The 16,497-nt window shown below is 41.4% G+C and carries 15 protein-coding genes and 2 riboswitches; of the genes, 7 read left to right on the top strand and 8 right to left on the bottom strand.

The genetic code is table 11. From position 1 onward, the window contains the following. Positions 1-61: 61 nt before the first annotated feature. The 6 genes from DY200_RS03225 to DY200_RS03200 all read right to left on the bottom strand — a co-directional run bounded on the left by DY200_RS03225 (position 62) and on the right by DY200_RS03200 (position 5,558). Positions 62-1,198, bottom strand: a complete 1,137-nt coding sequence (locus DY200_RS03225; protein WP_115586903.1) for a methionine biosynthesis PLP-dependent protein — start codon at positions 1,196-1,198, stop codon at positions 62-64. 113 nt (positions 1,199-1,311) lie between these two features. After that, complete coding sequence (gene dapB / locus DY200_RS03220; protein ID WP_115586902.1) at positions 1,312-2,121, bottom strand: 4-hydroxy-tetrahydrodipicolinate reductase; 810 nt, start codon at positions 2,119-2,121, stop codon at positions 1,312-1,314. A 58-nt stretch (positions 2,122-2,179) separates the two neighbouring features. Further along, positions 2,180-2,755, bottom strand: coding sequence for a hypothetical protein (locus DY200_RS03215; RefSeq protein ID WP_115586901.1), 576 nt, complete (start codon positions 2,753-2,755; stop codon positions 2,180-2,182). Continuing rightward, positions 2,755-3,672 (bottom strand): DUF4747 family protein, encoded by a 918-nt coding sequence (locus DY200_RS03210; protein WP_005607568.1) that lies wholly within the window; start codon positions 3,670-3,672, stop codon positions 2,755-2,757. Before DY200_RS03210 ends, DY200_RS03215 begins: the two co-directional genes overlap by 1 nt. Positions 3,673-3,696: 24 nt before the next feature. After that, entirely contained in the window at positions 3,697-4,782 is a 1,086-nt protein-coding gene (gene rlmM / locus DY200_RS03205) for a 23S rRNA (cytidine(2498)-2'-O)-methyltransferase RlmM (protein ID WP_115586900.1), read from the bottom strand. Positions 4,783-5,153: 371 nt separating this feature from the next. After that, positions 5,154-5,558: a DUF423 domain-containing protein gene (locus DY200_RS03200; protein ID WP_115586899.1), complete on the bottom strand. Its 405-nt coding sequence runs from the start codon at positions 5,556-5,558 to the stop codon at positions 5,154-5,156. A gap of 102 nt (positions 5,559-5,660) precedes the next feature. On the opposite strand from DY200_RS03200, the gene dld reads away from it, so the two are divergent. After that, on the top strand, positions 5,661-7,352 hold the full coding sequence (gene dld, locus DY200_RS03195) for a D-lactate dehydrogenase (RefSeq protein WP_115586898.1): 1,692 nt from the start codon (positions 5,661-5,663) through the stop codon (positions 7,350-7,352). A gap of 138 nt (positions 7,353-7,490) precedes the next feature. Here dld and torA read toward each other — a convergent pair whose 3' ends face one another. Then, the gene (torA, locus tag DY200_RS03190) at positions 7,491-9,965 is read right to left on the bottom strand and encodes a trimethylamine-N-oxide reductase TorA (RefSeq protein ID WP_115586897.1); all 2,475 of its coding nucleotides are present in this window, start codon (positions 9,963-9,965) and stop codon (positions 7,491-7,493) included. Between the two features lie 18 nt (positions 9,966-9,983). Next, positions 9,984-10,154, bottom strand: a riboswitch (molybdenum cofactor riboswitch). Between the two features lie 7 nt (positions 10,155-10,161). Further along, entirely contained in the window at positions 10,162-11,280 is a 1,119-nt protein-coding gene (locus DY200_RS03185) for a NapC/NirT family cytochrome c (RefSeq protein ID WP_115586896.1), read from the bottom strand. Between the two features lie 174 nt (positions 11,281-11,454). Next, positions 11,455-11,642, top strand: a riboswitch (molybdenum cofactor riboswitch). On the opposite strand from DY200_RS03185, the gene moaA reads away from it, so the two are divergent. The 6 genes from moaA (at position 11,631) to DY200_RS03155 (ending at position 16,475) form a co-directional block, all read left to right on the top strand. Beyond that, the gene (moaA, locus tag DY200_RS03180; protein ID WP_115586895.1) at positions 11,631-12,653 is read left to right on the top strand and encodes a GTP 3',8-cyclase MoaA; all 1,023 of its coding nucleotides are present in this window, start codon (positions 11,631-11,633) and stop codon (positions 12,651-12,653) included. (Overlaps the previous riboswitch by 12 nt.) Positions 12,654-12,901: 248 nt before the next feature. Further along, on the top strand, positions 12,902-13,378 hold the full coding sequence (gene moaC / locus DY200_RS03175; RefSeq protein WP_005597027.1) for a cyclic pyranopterin monophosphate synthase MoaC: 477 nt from the start codon (positions 12,902-12,904) through the stop codon (positions 13,376-13,378). A 21-nt stretch (positions 13,379-13,399) separates the two neighbouring features. Beyond that, on the top strand, positions 13,400-13,645 hold the full coding sequence (gene moaD / locus DY200_RS03170; protein WP_005597031.1) for a molybdopterin synthase sulfur carrier subunit: 246 nt from the start codon (positions 13,400-13,402) through the stop codon (positions 13,643-13,645). Then, positions 13,646-14,101: a molybdopterin synthase catalytic subunit MoaE gene (moaE, locus tag DY200_RS03165; protein WP_115586894.1), complete on the top strand. Its 456-nt coding sequence runs from the start codon at positions 13,646-13,648 to the stop codon at positions 14,099-14,101. 80 nt (positions 14,102-14,181) lie between these two features. Continuing rightward, positions 14,182-14,673 (top strand): rRNA maturation RNase YbeY, encoded by a 492-nt coding sequence (gene ybeY, locus DY200_RS03160; RefSeq protein ID WP_115586893.1) that lies wholly within the window; start codon positions 14,182-14,184, stop codon positions 14,671-14,673. After that, positions 14,673-16,475 carry a tRNA(Met) cytidine acetyltransferase TmcA domain-containing protein gene (locus DY200_RS03155; RefSeq protein ID WP_115586892.1) on the top strand — a complete coding sequence of 601 codons (1,803 nt, stop codon included), beginning with the start codon at positions 14,673-14,675 and terminating at the stop codon, positions 16,473-16,475. Before ybeY ends, DY200_RS03155 begins: the two co-directional genes overlap by 1 nt. The last annotated feature ends 22 nt before the right edge of the window (positions 16,476-16,497 follow it).

Below are 16,497 nucleotides of genomic sequence, written 5' to 3'. Positions count from 1 at the left end.
AACAATCAATAGTAAAATCAAAACAAATTTGGCATAACACCGAAATGTTATGCCAATCCGTTTATTTTAATTGTTGGAATGCTTGACGTAAATCCGCTTTTAAGTCTTCAACGTGTTCAATACCGACCGAGAAACGCAACAAGTTATTGGTAATACCGCGTGCAATACGCTCCGCTTCCGGAATATCCATATGCGTTTGGGTGGAAGGATAAGTGATAAAACTTTCCGTACCGCCTAAACTTTCCGCAAAGGTAATTAAATTGATCGCTTTTAAGAATTTCGGTACCCACTCTTCTTTTTGTAAACGGAATGAAAGCATACCGCTCTTGCCCGAATAAAGTACGCTGTCAATCTCAGGTTGTTCGCTTAAGAACTTCGCTAATTCGGTTGCATTCGATTGATGACGTTCCATACGTAATGCAAGGGTTTTTAAGCCACGCACCGCAAGGTAAGAATCAAACGGCGAAAGCACAGCGCCGGCGCAGTTTTGGAAGTAAAATAAGCGTTCCGAAAGATTTTGACCCGCTTCGTTTTTGGTTGCTTCCGAATCTTTCGCAACGATTAAACCGGCTAACACATCGTTATGACCGGAAAGGTATTTCGTCGCACTGTGAATCACAATATCCGCACCATGTTCAATCGGACGGAATAAAATCGGGGTTAAGAAAGTATTATCGACAATCAACATTAAGTTATGTTTTTTCGCAATTTTGGAAATAGCACCCACATCACACTCTTCCATTAACGGGTTTGACGGTGTTTCGACAAAAATCGCTTTAGTGTTCGGCGTGATTGCCGCTTCAATCGCCGCTAAATCTGCAGTATTTACATAAACAGGTTTTACCGTATTGTGGTGTTTATGGCTGAAATCGAATAAACGGTAAGAACCGCCGTAAACATCACTTGAAATAATCCATTCGTCCGGCGCTTTGAAAAGCGACATCACTAACTGAATTGCCGCCATACCCGATGCCATTGCAAAACCGGCATCCCCCCCCTCTAAATCAGCAATACCTTGTTCTAACACGGCACGAGTCGGGTTTTTGGTACGAGTATAATCCCAACCGGTAGATTCGCCTAAGCCGTCACGGCCGTAAGCGGTCGATAAAATAATCGGTGTGGCTACCGCTCCCGTTCTAGGGTCGGTGCGGTTGCCTAACTGTACTAATGTGGTTTCAATGTTACTGTATTTGGTCATTTTCATTCCTTTTTGAGTTTATTTTGGACACACTCAATGCGCCCCTACACACAATTCTTGCAATTTTACCAATAGGGACACGCTAGGTGTAACCTTTCTAATATTTCAATTAGTTATAAGTTATTCAAATCCAGTACATCCGTCATATCGAACAGACCGTTTTGTTTTGTATTCAACCATTTTGCCGCACGCACCGCACCGTTGGCAAACGTCATTCTGCTTGAGGCTTTGTGGGCAATTTCTACACGCTCACCTTCATCAGCAAACCATACCGAGTGTTCGCCGACCACATCGCCGGCACGAATGGTTGCAAAACCGATTTCATCACGTTTACGTTCGCCGGTAATGCCTTCACGAGCAAACACGCCGTGTGTTTTGAGATCACGTCCAAGCGTTTTGGCGATATGTTCGCCCATTGACAATGCCGTGCCGGACGGCGCATCGACTTTATGACGGTGGTGAGCTTCAATCACTTCGATATCGCAATAATCGCCCATCACTTTTGCCGCTTTTTCTAATAATTTGAATACGAGATTCACACCTACGCTATAGTTAGAAGCAAACACAATCGAAATTTGCTCTGCCGCCGTTTGAATCGCTTGTTTACCCGCATCATCAAAACCGGTGGTGCCGATCACCATTTTTTTGCCGTTCACCACACAAAATTTAATATGCTCGAGCGTACCTTCCGGACGAGTAAAGTCAATTAATACGTCAAAATGGGTATTTTGGTTTAAATCATCACTGATTTTTACCCCTGTTGCACCAATGCCCGCCACTTCACCGGCGTCCGCACCGACTAAACTTGAACCTTTACGTTCAAATGCTGCTCCTAACTCCACACCTTCCGCATTTTGTACCGCAGTAATCAGATTGCGTCCCATACGACCGCCGGCACCGACGATCCCGATTTTTAATGTCATATTTATTCCTTAATTCTATTGTTTAGTAATAACTTGATTCTATCATTTTTCCTGAAAACTATAGATCATTTTGTTGATTGTTATCTTTCTCAATGAAAGTTTCATACCATTTAGAACAACGAAAAATAGCCATAACTACAGCTATCATAGATGTAATAGAATACAATAACAGTAAATAGCCTACTCCCCAAAAGATTGGAGTAATATACTTGAAATAGCAAAATATTTCTTGCGTCATCCAAAATGGATAAAATGCTAAAGATTTAGCTATTAGAGCAAACATAATGGCTAGTGCTTGCACAATAATAAAATGGACAAATGTTGCGGATACGACCACATATGTAGAGCTTTTAGAGTTTGTATCTTTTGTTGCTAATATTGAACGAAAAACTTCATCTCCTAATCCTAAAAAAATAGCAAATCCGCCTAAAGAAAAGCCTAATAAATTAGGAAGAATAGCGAGGCTAAGATCCCACCAATCTCTATGAGTCCATTGATAATACGATAAAGGTAGAAGCAAAATAGCTAAATGTAAATAAGGAGATAATACAAGGGCAGATACTCCTCCGTAAGATTTCCAGTAATATCGGAAGATCTTAAAGACTCCTATATAGCTATCTTTCAAGGGCTTCATCATTTACTCCAGCTTTTAATAAATCGTTTATGTATCTCAAATACTCTTGTTAAAAAAGATCGAATAAATATTTCATCTCTAGACTTATCAGTATTCTTTTCTAAAAGATATACTCCACTTTCAACTAACGGACTTTCTGATGTAGAAATAGTTTTTTTAGTACCATCATAATTTATTTCTTCAGCTTTTACCTTACCATTAGATGAAGATATTTGGATCTCTGTTTTAAGAGTATCATCTAGAACTATTTTCTCATTTTTATTCGATATATACTCTTTATTCATTTTTTTAAGATTACGCTTATCCATTAATTCAAGAACTTTATTCTCTTCATCATCTAAATCATCTGGATTAGGTCGTATTATTTCTAACCATATTTTAGTTAAATTACTATTATTTATTAATTCATCAACTACACTTAAACTAGGTTCTATAGTTACTTCCACAACTCCCAATGATTCTACAATTTTTTCATGGCTTAACAGTTTTTTCATAATTTTTTCAGCACTTCTAATGCTAAAATTGGTATTTAGATGCTTTGATTGTACATACAATCTATGCCCTTTCGGAATAAATACGAATGGGATCTTTGTAAAATGAGGCTTTAAATTTTCAGGAATAGATATCGATGCTTTATCCTCATCTGAGGCAAAATCATTACTTTCAGTATTCAAGCAGTCGCGATTTGGATCTATCGCTGCATATTTGTAAAACATACCTGAAAAGTATAGTTTTCCTTCAAACTTTTTATGTAAATTTATTACTCCAATACTAACTTTGTGAGTTTCATCTAATTCTATTGATAATTTTAAATCCAAAATTAATGCAAATAATTTCTCATATGAGAGTTCTGCATTTTCATGATTGTGCATTGCAACATTCAATACACCTAATTGATAATTGATTTCTCTAGCCATTTTATAAATCCTAATATATTAATCTTATCGTTTCCCCATGACCGCAATATGTACGGTAATTTCTTCTCTATCGTGATAGAGATGTTTTGCCTGAATCTTAAACCAAAAGCCTTGTTTTTCGAGTTCTTCTTCAAGATACGCTAAACATAGTTGCACTTCTTGATAACGTTTTTTCATCGGCAATTTCAAGTTAAAAATCGTTTCACGGCACCAACCGTTAATTAACCATTTACCGATTAATTTACTAATCCGCATCGGCTGTTCCACCATGTCGCACACCAACCAGTCGATAGTTTTACGTTTAGGCGGTTGGAATTTAAAACCGTCTTCAGGACAATGCTCAATACGTCCGGTTTCGTGCAGACTTGCCGCCATTTTGCCATGATCCACCGCATACACGAATACGCCACGTTTAACCAGTTGATAAGTCCAACCGCCCGGGCAAGCACCTAAATCCACCCCAGTCATTTCATCGGTAAAACGTTTTTTCTCTTCCGCTTCCGGAATAAAAGTGAGGATCGCTTCTTCTAATTTTAAGGTCGAGCGACTTGGGGCTTCCGCTGGGAATTTCAAACGGGGAATCCCCATAAAAAACGGCGACTTATTATCGTTATAGGCATAGCCGACATAGCAACAACCCGGCCGCACAAATAAAATATGTAAACCAATACTACCCTTTGCACGTTCAGACTTGGTTAGCCAACCTTGTTTTTTCAAACTATTACGTAGCGGTACGGTAAATTTACGGCAAAAGGTCAGTAATTCTTTTGCTTCGTTAGTATCCGGCGTTTCAACAAAAATATCCGAACTGTGGCGAGGATTTAACGCTTGGTATTGGGCTACAATCGGTGAAATACGATCTTCTGCCGGCAAGTCTTGTAACATATCGCCGACTACAATCATTTGACGAGCAAAAATCAGTTGTTCGAATTTTAATTCTCTGGCTAAGCGATCAGCATCACCTGCTTGATAACATTCAAAAATAATATAACCGCTATTTTCTTTTAAATTCACAAAGCCAAACACGCCAAGTTGTGCCGCTTTATCGGTAATCTCACCGGCGGTTTCTTTTTCAAATCCCGCTCGGCAATATAATGCTAGTTTATTCATAGGTTTTCTAATGGATGAAAAATGCGATTAGTATAGCGTTTTGCGTACTATTTTGATAGGAAAAACAAATAATTGATTAAAAATACAATATGGATATAATAACAGGTATTGTTTTTGCAGTGATGTGAAAACAGTAGGTGGCAGGGAGAATGCAAAAATCCCTGCGGCAACAGGGATTTTGTGTTTGACCTGCTTTTGATTAACTCATTAGACAGGAACTATAAAATGCAATTTAAATTAACCTGTAACGAAGGTAAATTGCAATTGTCAATCAAAATTGATGTCGGAATCATTCTAGCCTTGATTGCGTTGGCAAGTCAATACCTGACACCATAAAACCAAAAACAATGTTTTCCGCCTATTCTAACTGATTAGGCGGTTTTTTTAGCACGTAAACTCACAAAAATTAATGCCGCCCAACCGATCATAAAAAATACGCCGCCAAGCGGTGTACTCCACACAAATAATCGTTGTCCGAATAATGCTAACGCATATAAGCTACCGCTAAATAACAAAATGCCTAATATCCAACTACCACCGATAATGTTTAAGGCTTTCGCTCTGCAAGCGGGCGGATTTTGTGCAGAATTTACTAACTGGAACAAACCTAACGCCAATAAAGCTAAGGTATGAAACATTTGGTATTGAAGACCGGTATCAATCCAATCTAACGCTTTTGCTTCTAATATTTTAGCTAGTCCGTGAGAAGCAAAAGCACCGAAAGCAATACAGAAAAAGCCGCTAATTGCTGCAAATAAGATAAATTTGTTTTTCATCGTTTCTCCTTAAAAAATAATGCTAAATATAGCATAAAATTTATTACACATTTAGCCATCTTTTGTTATGATTTTGTTAATTTTATACTAAGGAGGCTTATCATGTCTGCACATTTACTGATTCCACAACTGACCGAAATCGTTGGTTCTCAACATATTATTACCGATGCGGCTAAAAGCGAAGCTTATCGTAGCGGCTATCGTTTCGGGACGGGAAAAGCACTTGCCGTGGTGCGCCCTGCAACATTATTAGAATATTGGCGAGTATTAAAAGCCTGCGTACGTCACGATGTCATTGTGATCAGCCAAGCCGCCAATACCGGCTTAACCGGCGGCTCAACGCCGAACGGTAACGATTACGACCGAGAAATTGTCATCATCAATACGATGAGAATGGACGGTATCCAGTTAATTAACAATGCGGAACAAGTAGTGTGCCTACCGGGTTCAACCTTAAATGATTTAGAGATTAAACTGAAACCGCACGGACGTGAACCTCACTCCGTAATCGGCTCATCTTGTATCGGTGCTTCGGTGATTGGTGGCGTATGTAATAACTCTGGCGGTGCATTGGTACAACGAGGTCCGGCTTATACTGAAATGGCGTTATTTGCTCAACTAAACGAACAAGGCGAGCTCGAGCTTAAAAATCACTTAGGCATTGATTTAGGCGAAACGCCGGAAGAAATTTTAGAAAATCTGCAAAATAATCGCTATCAACGCAAAGATATTCAACTCGATTGCGGTAAAGGTCATGATCATACTTATTGTGATCACGTCCGTAAAATTGATGAAGACTCCCCTGCTCGCTTTAATGCCGATCCGAATCGCCATTATGAAGCCTCCGGTAGTGCCGGTAAATTAGCCGTGTTTGCCGTGCGTTTAGATACTTTCCCGTTAGAAAAGCAAACCGCCGTGTTCTATATAGGTACAAATCACACCGCTACCCTAAACGATTTACGCCGTCATATGCTTGCCAACTTTAAGCAATTACCGATTTCCGGTGAATATATTCATCGTGATGCGTTCGATATTGCCGCGCGTTACGGTAAAGATACGTTCTGGGTCATTAAAAAATTCGGTACGCACTGGTTACCGAAATTATTCGCCTTAAAAGCCAATGCCGACCGTATTGCGAAAAAATTCTCGTTCTTGCCTCATCATTTAAGCGATAAATTTATGCAGGCGTTATCTAAACGTTTACCGGAACATTTACCGCAAAGTTTATGGCAATATCGTGAAAAGTATGAACACCATTTAATTCTGAAAATGGGCGGAACCGGCGTTGCCGAGGCTCGTGAATATTTAAAACAATATTTTTCCGAAAGCGATAAAGGCGGTTATTTCGAATGTAATGCAGTGGAAACACAAGCGGCAATGTTACACCGTTTTGCGGTAGCCTCTGCTGCTATTCGTTACCGTGCAACGCACGAAAATGAGGTAGAAGATATTGTAGCGTTAGATATTGCATTACGCCGTAATGATCAGGACTGGTTTGAGGTATTACCGCCGGAAATCGATCAAAAAATCTTACATAAGCTCTATTACGGACACTTTATGTGCCACGTATTCCATCAGGATTATATTGTGAAAAAAGGCGTAGATTGCATGGCTTTAGAACACGAAATGTTAGCCTTGTTGGATAAACGCGGCGCACAATATCCGGCGGAACATAACGTCGGGCATTTATATGAAGCGAAACCGACGTTACGTAAATTCTATAAAGATTTAGATCCAACCAATAGCTTTAACGTAGGTATCGGACAAACTTCTAAGAAAAAATACTGGAAATAGTATAATAAAGCGGTCTATTTTTGCTTTTCCTTTGCAAGAAAATTAAAAAAAATAACCGCTTGTCATTCAGTTAATATAAATATAAAAACGCACTAAAGCCTTTCACTTTAGTGCGTTTTGTTTACTTATTCTATAACACTATGCTTGGGTATATTTCGGTTCTTTAAATACCGTTACTTCCGGTGCAACGCCGGTAAATTTCTCTACTTGTACCGTTGCGGTATTCGGTGAGTTACCTTGTGCTAATTTTGACGTACCTTCATCACGAGTTAGCACATTCGGGTTACCGTTTTTACAAAGCGGTTGTTCCGATTTACCGAGATCCATCGGATCGTACCAAGCCCCTTCGTGTAACGCGATCGTACCTTTAATGATACCGTCTGTTACCACCGCACCGGCTAACACTTGGCCGCGTTTATTGAAAATACGCACGATGTCGCCGTTTGCGATACCACGAGCAGCCGCATCTTCGGTATGAATTAATACCGGCTCACGATCATTTACCGCATAGAGTTTACGTAACGAGCTGTAAGCTAATTGACTGTGTAAACGATATTTTGAGTGCGGAGTAACTAACGCAAGCGGTGCTTCTGCTGTTGCATTACCGGCGAACTCTTCATGTTCCATCCAAGTCGGGTGACCTTTACAGTCATCGTAATTCATTTTCGCCACTACATCAGAGAAAATTTCAATTTTGCCTGATGGTGTACCTAATGGGTTGAGTAACGGATCGTTACGGAACTCTTCATAACGTACCCATTTTTTCGCTTTTTCAGTCGCTTTAAAGGTAACCGGTTTGTTATCCGCCCAGAACTGTTCAAATTTAGGCATTAACACACGGTTTTTACGTGCCGCATCAAATGCAGTTTGATAGAAACCTTTTAACCAATCCATTTCCGATTTACCTTCGGTAAATTCTTGTTCTTTACCTGCACGTTTTGAAAGCTCTGCAAAAATATCATAGTCGTTTTTCGCTTCAAATTGTGGCGGAACAACTTGTTTCATTGGGAAAATATTCATCATTGAATAATCGCCTGACATCGTTAAGTCGTTACGCTCATAACTTGTGGTTGCCGGTAAAACAATATCCGCCATACGTGCGGTTGGTGTCCAGTGACATTCGGTGACAAACACACTGTCCGGTTTTTGCCACGCTTTTACTAAGGTATTGGTGTCTTGGTGATGCGTAAACGGGTTACCGCCTGACCACCAAATTACTTTAATATCCGGATAAGTCACTTTTGTGCCGTTATAGTCAATGGTTTTACCCGGATTTAATAACGCATCGGAAATGCGAGCAAGCGGGAAAGAGAATTTAGCCGTTTCATCCAACCAAGTTTTTGCCCCTGCTTCAGTTGTCGGATTTGCCGAAATTGATCCTAAAATACCACCGGCTGCAGTCGGTGCACCACCGTTCGAATAGTGATAACTTAAACCGAAACCGCCGCCCGGTAAACCGATTTGACCTAACATTGCCGCTAATGTCACTAACATCCAGTGACTTTGTTCACCGTGACGTTGGCGTTGGATACCCCAACCTGCCATTAACATCGTACGTTTGCTTTGTAACTCTAATGCCAATTTTTTGATGGTTTCCGCCGGTACGCCACAAATTTTGCTTGCCCATTCCGCATCTTTCGGCTGTTTATCTTCCGTACCAAGCAAGTATTTTTCAAATTGCTCGTAACCTTTGGTGTATTTTTTGAGGAATTCTTTATCGTGTTTATTTTCTGCGACTAAAGTATGCGCCATACCTAACATTAACGCTACATCCGTTCCCGTATGAACCGGAATCCATTCTGCGCCTAAATATTCGCAACTTTCGCTTCTTACCGGGTCAATACAGATAATACGCTTACCGCTTTCTTTGAATTTTTTGAAGTATTCCAAACCTTGTTGATCAGTCGAAGTCCAAGCAATACGCAACGTATTTAACGGGTTTGCCGACCATAACACGATCACATCCGTGCTTTCTAAAACAACTTCCCAGCTGGTTTGTTGTTCATACACTTCGATCGTTCCCAATACGTGCGGCATAATCACTTGTGCCGCACCGGTGGAATAGTCTCCTTTCACGCCGACAAAACCGCCGGTAATGTTTAGATAACGTTGTAATAACGTACGGGCTGCGTGTAATGAACCTGAGCTATACCAGCCGTAAGAACCGCCGAAAATTGCACTTGGGCCATGTGCGTCACGCACACGTTTCATTTCGTTGGCAACTAGTTCAAACGCTTTATCCCAAGAAACACGTACCCACTCATCACGACCACGTAAAGTCGTATCTTTATTACCTTCTAAGTAACCTTTACGTACCATCGGATATTTAACGCGGGTTTCACCATGCACTTGATCAGGCACAACTGTTTGTAATTCGTTTTCGATTGACGGAGGCATCGCAGGACCGGATTTAACCACTTTACCGTTTTCAACCACGACACCTAACGCCCCCCAGTGTGCTGCCGTCATCACGGTTTGCATCTCCGCAGCGGCCGCTTCTGTTGAAATTAAGGCATTAACACCACCGCCCGCCAAAGATGTCCCCGCAAGACCGAGAGAAGTATTTTTGATAAAACCTCGACGACTTGCATTAATTTTTTCTTGAGTTTTCATATGCATAACCCTCTGAAAGTTAAGTTAAATTTGACACCTTTCTAAACACGAGGGGATAGTGCATTTCTTTACTATCCGGTGTGGTAAGCGGTCTGATTTTGCAAAAATTTTGTGAATTTCGACCGCTTGCCACAGGCTTGTATCCCTTATCAGCGACTTAGGCATACAAGCTCGGTATCCTATAAGTTAAATAAAATTAGTGTAAACTACCCGCAACATCTTTTGCGTTACGTTGTAGATAGATAGTCACGGCACGCACATCATCTGCCGTCATTGAAGTACGATCTTTCATGGAATTCACTACACCGATCCATTGATTCGCCGTATAGTGATCCGCACCAATCGGCGCATGACAACCGCTACAATGGGTTTGATTTAAATTATCGCCGAAATGATTAAGCGCTTGAATATCAGCAGTTAATGCTGTTTTTGGTAATGACACTTCAACGCTGACTTCTTTCCAGTCCGAATTGGTCACATTGTCATGAACCGGTTGATGAACCGTGAGTTTATCTTTTGCTTCATCTGCGACTAAACCGACCATAATCCGCTGACCTAGTCCCATATAAATAATGCTTTCCGCCCCCGCTTGTTGCCAGCCTTTAATCGTACCTGACACTTTATCACCGGATTCTTTCCATTGTGATACTTCCGCAAACGGTAATAAACGAATTTCTCCGCCCTGTGCCACTTGTGCCGGCGCCATCGCCAAGTTATACAATGTTTTGTCACTCGCACTAAATTGTCCGGCGTGTTTGGTTAATTCGCCCAATGCCGCACTGTTATCTACTTGCATTTCCGGCATAAAGTGGGCAATACCTTTATGGCAGTCGATACAGGTTTGGTTGGTTTCTTGTGCCAACTTATGCATTTTCTGTGCCGCTTCTTTTTGTTCGGTAAGCACCATTGCTTCAAATGAATGGCAACTACGACAAGTCGCCGAATCGGTTTCTTTCATTTCCGCCCAAACACGTTGCGCCATATCCAAACGATGTTTTTCATAGGCTTCTTGATCGGGCAATTTATCGGTGACAAAGGTATGCCATACGTCTTTCAAGGCAATTACCTTAGCTTTTACATAATGCAAACCGTCTTGCGGAACGTGGCAATCGGAACATTCCGCTCGAATTCCTTTACGATTTGAAAAGTGTACCGTACCTTCCCATTCCGCTTGCGGATGACTCATCGAATGGCAACTTACGCAAAATTCGGTAGAGCTGGTCGCTTTCATTACCGACTGTACGCCAAATAACGCTACAGCACCTAATACGGCGCAAATCACTCCGCCTGCCAGTGATAATTTAAATTTAGACATACATTTCCCCACATAAAAAAATAACTCTTTAGTAGTAAAAGATTAGCACTTATATAAAAGTGTCCCTTGTTTAAGATCAAATTATGTCAGTTTTGTATGTAAATTAAGCCTTAGACGTACAATACTGCTTTCTGACTATTGCATGAAATGCCTTCGCACTTTAGAATAACAATATTTATCAACAGACTCCGAGCTTGTGAACCTAACTTCTCGGTCGTTTTACAAATTTTCGTTAAATTCGACCGCTTTTTGTAAGAATATGGTAGCAATGCCTGTAATTAGCTTATACGTAGCTGATTCAAGGGAATTTCAAGAAATTGTTGTTCCTCTCGTGTTTAGAAAGGTGTCCAATGCAATCCATTCCAATTAAAAATGTTGGGGCGGATAATGTTTCTCAGCTTATTGATCGCTTTGAACGACAATATGTTTATTTACGTTTATCCGTTACCGATGTCTGCAATTTTCGCTGTAATTATTGTCTGCCGGACGGCTATAAGCCTCCTTCACATAGGCAGCAATTTTTAAGCGTATCCGAAATTCAACGTGTCGTGCGTGCTTTTGCTGATCTTGGCACGGAAAAAGTGCGTATTACCGGTGGCGAACCGACTTTACGTAAAGATTTTTTAGAAATTGCGCATACCGTTTCGCAAACGAACGGCATTAAAAAAGTAGCTTTGACTACTAACGGTTATCGTATGGAACGCGATATCGATTTATGGCAACAAGCCGGTATTACCGATATTAACGTGAGTGTAGATAGCCTTGATACACGCCAATTCCAGCTAATCACCGGTGAAAATAAGCTGCAATCGATCCTCAAAGGCATTGATAGAGCATTTGAAATCGGTTATCGCAAAATCAAAGTGAATGCGGTATTAATGAAACAATACACCGCCCCCGAATTAGATAAATTCCTCGCTTGGATTAAAGATAAACCGATTCAAATGCGTTTTATCGAGCTAATGGAAACCGGCGAAATGGACAGTTTTTTCCAAGCGCAACATTTATCCGGTCAGTCGGTAATGCAACGCTTGTTACAAGAAGGCTGGCAATTACAGCCAAAAGCATTATCAGACGGCCCGGCGAAAGTGCTTTCACACCCTGATTACCAAGGCGAAATCGGTTTGATTATGCCGTATGAGAAAAACTTCTGCGCCAGCTGCAACCGCCTACGTGTTTCGGCACTCGGTAAATTGCACCTTTGCTTATTCGGTGAGGAAGGCATCGATTTGCGAGATTTACTCTCGGAAGATACCCAACAAGCGCAATTGGAGGCACGTTTAAAAGCAGCATTACAAGGTAAACGGGAACATCATTATTTGCATATTGGTGATGGTGGGATTCGAAATAACCTCGCCTCAATCGGCGGCTAAATTACAAAAATCTGACGAAAAGAGACCGCTTGATCGGGTTCCCTTCTGAGCCGCCTGAACGTGTTGGATATTTGTAGGAACATTTTTCTTGAGCGTAGCGAATCTAAAATGTTCCGTTAAGCAAATTCCAACTAAGTGAAGAAAAGTGGTGAAGCAGGGTCGCCTTTCTTTGGTTACTTTCTTTGGCGAAGCAAAGAAAGTGACAGAAAAAGCAATGATTCAATGTTATTAATATTAAAATACTTATCATGAACCAATTTACTCACATCAATACCAACGGCGAAGCCAATATGGTCGATGTTTCGATGAAACAAGAAACCGTCCGTGTGGCTCGTGCCGAAGCATTCGTTTCGATGAATGCCGAAACATTACAAATGATTATTTCCGGTAATCATCACAAAGGCGATGTATTCGCAACCGCTCGAATTGCAGGCATTCAAGCGGCAAAAAGAACTTGGGAACTTATTCCACTTTGCCACCCACTACTCCTGTCAAAAGTTGAAGTGCAACTTGAAGCGCTGCCGGAAACCAATCAAGTACGCATAGAATCATTATGCAAACTCACCGGTAAAACTGGCGTAGAAATGGAAGCGTTAACTGCTGCCAGCGTGGCTGCCCTCACGATTTACGATATGTGTAAAGCAGTACAAAAAGATATGGTAATTGAAAACGTTCGTTTACTGCATAAAAGCGGCGGTAAGTCGGGCGAATTTAATGCGGAATAGAAATTAAATTTAGGGATAAATATGATTAACGTTTTATTTTTTGCACAGGTACGCGAATTGGTTGGCGTTGATGCTTTAACCGTCCCTGCCGAGTTTGAAACCGCCGAACAGTTGCGTGAACATTTAAGCCAGCAAGGTAAAAAATGGCAATTAGCCTTAGAAAAAGGCAAATTATTAGTGGCAATTAACCAAAGTATTTCGCCGCTGGAAAGTGCGATCAAAGACGGTGATGAAGTCGCGTTCTTCCCACCGGTAACAGGAGGCTAAATGCACGCGACGTTAATCGAAGTTCAACAAGAAACCTTTGATCAAAATGCAATTTATCGTTGGTTAAGCGAACATCATAGCGTTGGAGCAACCACGCTTTTTGTCGGTAAAGTACGAGAAATGAATTTAGGCGATAATGTGTCCGGTTTATATCTGGAACACTACCCTGCAATGACTAAAAAAGCCCTCCAAAAAATTGTGGATGAGGCACGTAGCCGCTGGGACTTGCAACGTGTTGCAATAATTCATCGTATTGGGCAACTGCATACCGGCGATGAAATTGTATTGGTTGGGGTAAGTTCCGCTCACCGAGGCGATACTTATCACGCCAACGAATTTATCATGGACTATCTGAAAACTCGTGCGCCGTTTTGGAAACGTGAAACCACACAAGACGGTGACCGCTGGATAGAAGGCAGAGAAAGCGACCAACTTGAAGCGGATAAATGGCAATAAATCACGCCCTTAGATTCACGGAATGTGTCGGAAAGTTTATAATATTCGACAACATTCCGTTTTTTATATATTGAGAATTTATGACAACACCAATTATTGATTTACAAATTGCGACTGAAAACAGCGAAAATCTCCCGTCTTTAGCACAATTTACCCAATGGGTGCAACGTGCGTTAGTGCACGAAGCACAAACCGAAGATTTCCCTGAAACGGAAATCACGATTCGTATCGTGGATGAAGCGGAAAGCCACGAATTAAACTTAACCTATCGTGGTAAAGACAAACCGACCAATGTGCTTTCGTTTCTGTTTGAAGTGCCAGAAGGCATTGAATTGCCGTTATTAGGTGATCTGATTATTTGCCGCCAAGTGGTGGAAAAAGAAGCGCAAGAACAACAAATCTCCTTAGAATCGCACTGGGCACACTTAGCGATTCACGGCACGCTACACTTACTCGGTTACGACCATATTGAAGAGGCGGAAGCGGAAGAAATGGAAGGTTTGGAAACCGAAATTATGCAAAGTTTAGGTTTTGAAGATCCGTATATTTCAGAAAAAGTGATTGAAGAATAATGCGTAAACTGGTGATTTTAGCTGAAATGCCTCCGCTTGACGGGGGCATTGTTATTCATAGCGGCAATATCTCCCAAACCAAACAGTATTTGGGGCAAGAACACCCCTATGCGATTTACGATATGCGTGCCGAAGGCGGTGTATGGCTTAACTTAGACGCATTAGCAATTATTGCCGGTACGATTCAGGCTCAAGGCACACTCTACCTTATTTGCCCGAACTGGGATACGCTCGAACAGCAACTAGATTTTGATTCGCAACGTTGGAATGGCGGTAAGGTGATTGCCACACCGAATTTCTATCGCTACTTTAAGGCATTGGTACAAAAATTCGGTTTTCAATTCCAAACATTGGAAGAAACGGATTTTAGCTTGCCAAAACAGCCGCCTCAATGCCAAGCGACCGAAAGTCTTACGCCACAACAGCAAAAAATCTTTGAAAAATTACCGCTTGATTCGTCAGCTATTCACTTGATTACCGCACCTCGTGGGCGAGGTAAATCGACTCTTGCCGGTAAATTAGCCCAACAGTTAGCCGAAACGGAATCGGTACTAATTACCGCAAGAAGCCAGTCGGTCTTACCTAATTTCTGGAAGTCTGTTGCGCAGAATATTCCTTTTTTTGCACCCGATCATCTATTACAAAAAATTGCGGCAAATCAAATTGCAGCAAATAGCTGGTTATTTATTGATGAAGCGGCAAGTTTACCGTTACCGATGTTACATCAGCTCTGTGAGTATTTCGATAAAGTGGTGTTAACCACTACCACACACAATTATGAGGGAACTGGACGAGGCTTCAGCCTAAAATTCCCCCAACAGCTCACCAAGCCGTATCGAGAATGGCAACTGAGTAAACCGCTACGTTGGGATGAAAATGATCCGTTGGAACAATTTATTGATGAATTATTGATTATGTCGCCGCCAACCGGAGCTAATCAATATGCCGAATTTTATCATTTACTGGCGGAAGCGCATTACAAAACGACACCCAGCGATTTACGCCGCTTATTTGATGCTCAAGATCAGTTACTACATTCTTTCTCCGAACATAAACGTTTAGTCGGTGGCATTTGGGCTGTACCTGAAGGTGGTTTGGAACCTGAATTAGCCGAAGCGATTTGGCGGGGAGAACGCCGCCCGCAAGGTAATTTAGTCGCACAATACCTCTGCTTCCAAGGCAACTTACTCGAAGCCTGTCAGCTACGTTCGGTACGCATCTCACGTATTGCGGTGCAACCCGAACTACAAAAGCAAGGAATTGGCAAGCGGTTAATTTCCGACTTTATTTTGCAAAAAATTCAGCAAAATAGACCGCTTGTAGATTATATTTCGGTCAGCTTCGGACTCACGGAACATCTGTTGCATTTTTGGCAACAATGCGGTTTTCAGTTAGTGCAAATTACCCCGACAAAAGAAGCCAGTAGCGGTTATCACAGTGCGATTATGCTCTACCCGATTTCAGCCGAAGGTCAGCAATTTGTGCAACAAGCTACCGCCCAATTTGAGAGAGATTTAGCGTTACAGCCGTTTTATGCCGAATTGCAAAATATTTTGCCAATTCGCCCGCTTGTACAACTGCAAATGGACGAGCAAGATTGGTGTAATATAGAAGGATTTGCATTAGCGCAACGTTCGCTGGCAGCAAGTTATGTCAGCCTAACACGTCTTTACTGGCAAGATCCTCGCAATCATGGTGTATTAGCCAATCTCTGGCAACAATTTGAGCGTATTCAAGGCAAAAAAGAATGGTTGGAAAACTTACGTAGCCTACTTGCCAACTACTTGCAATACACACGTTAATCAGTTGCAAATCGCCATAAAA

The sequence above is a fragment of the Actinobacillus lignieresii genome (assembly GCF_900444945.1).
GTDB classification, from domain to species: Bacteria; Pseudomonadota; Gammaproteobacteria; order Enterobacterales; family Pasteurellaceae; genus Actinobacillus; species Actinobacillus lignieresii.
This window is presented reverse-complemented; position numbering and strand designations above follow the sequence as displayed.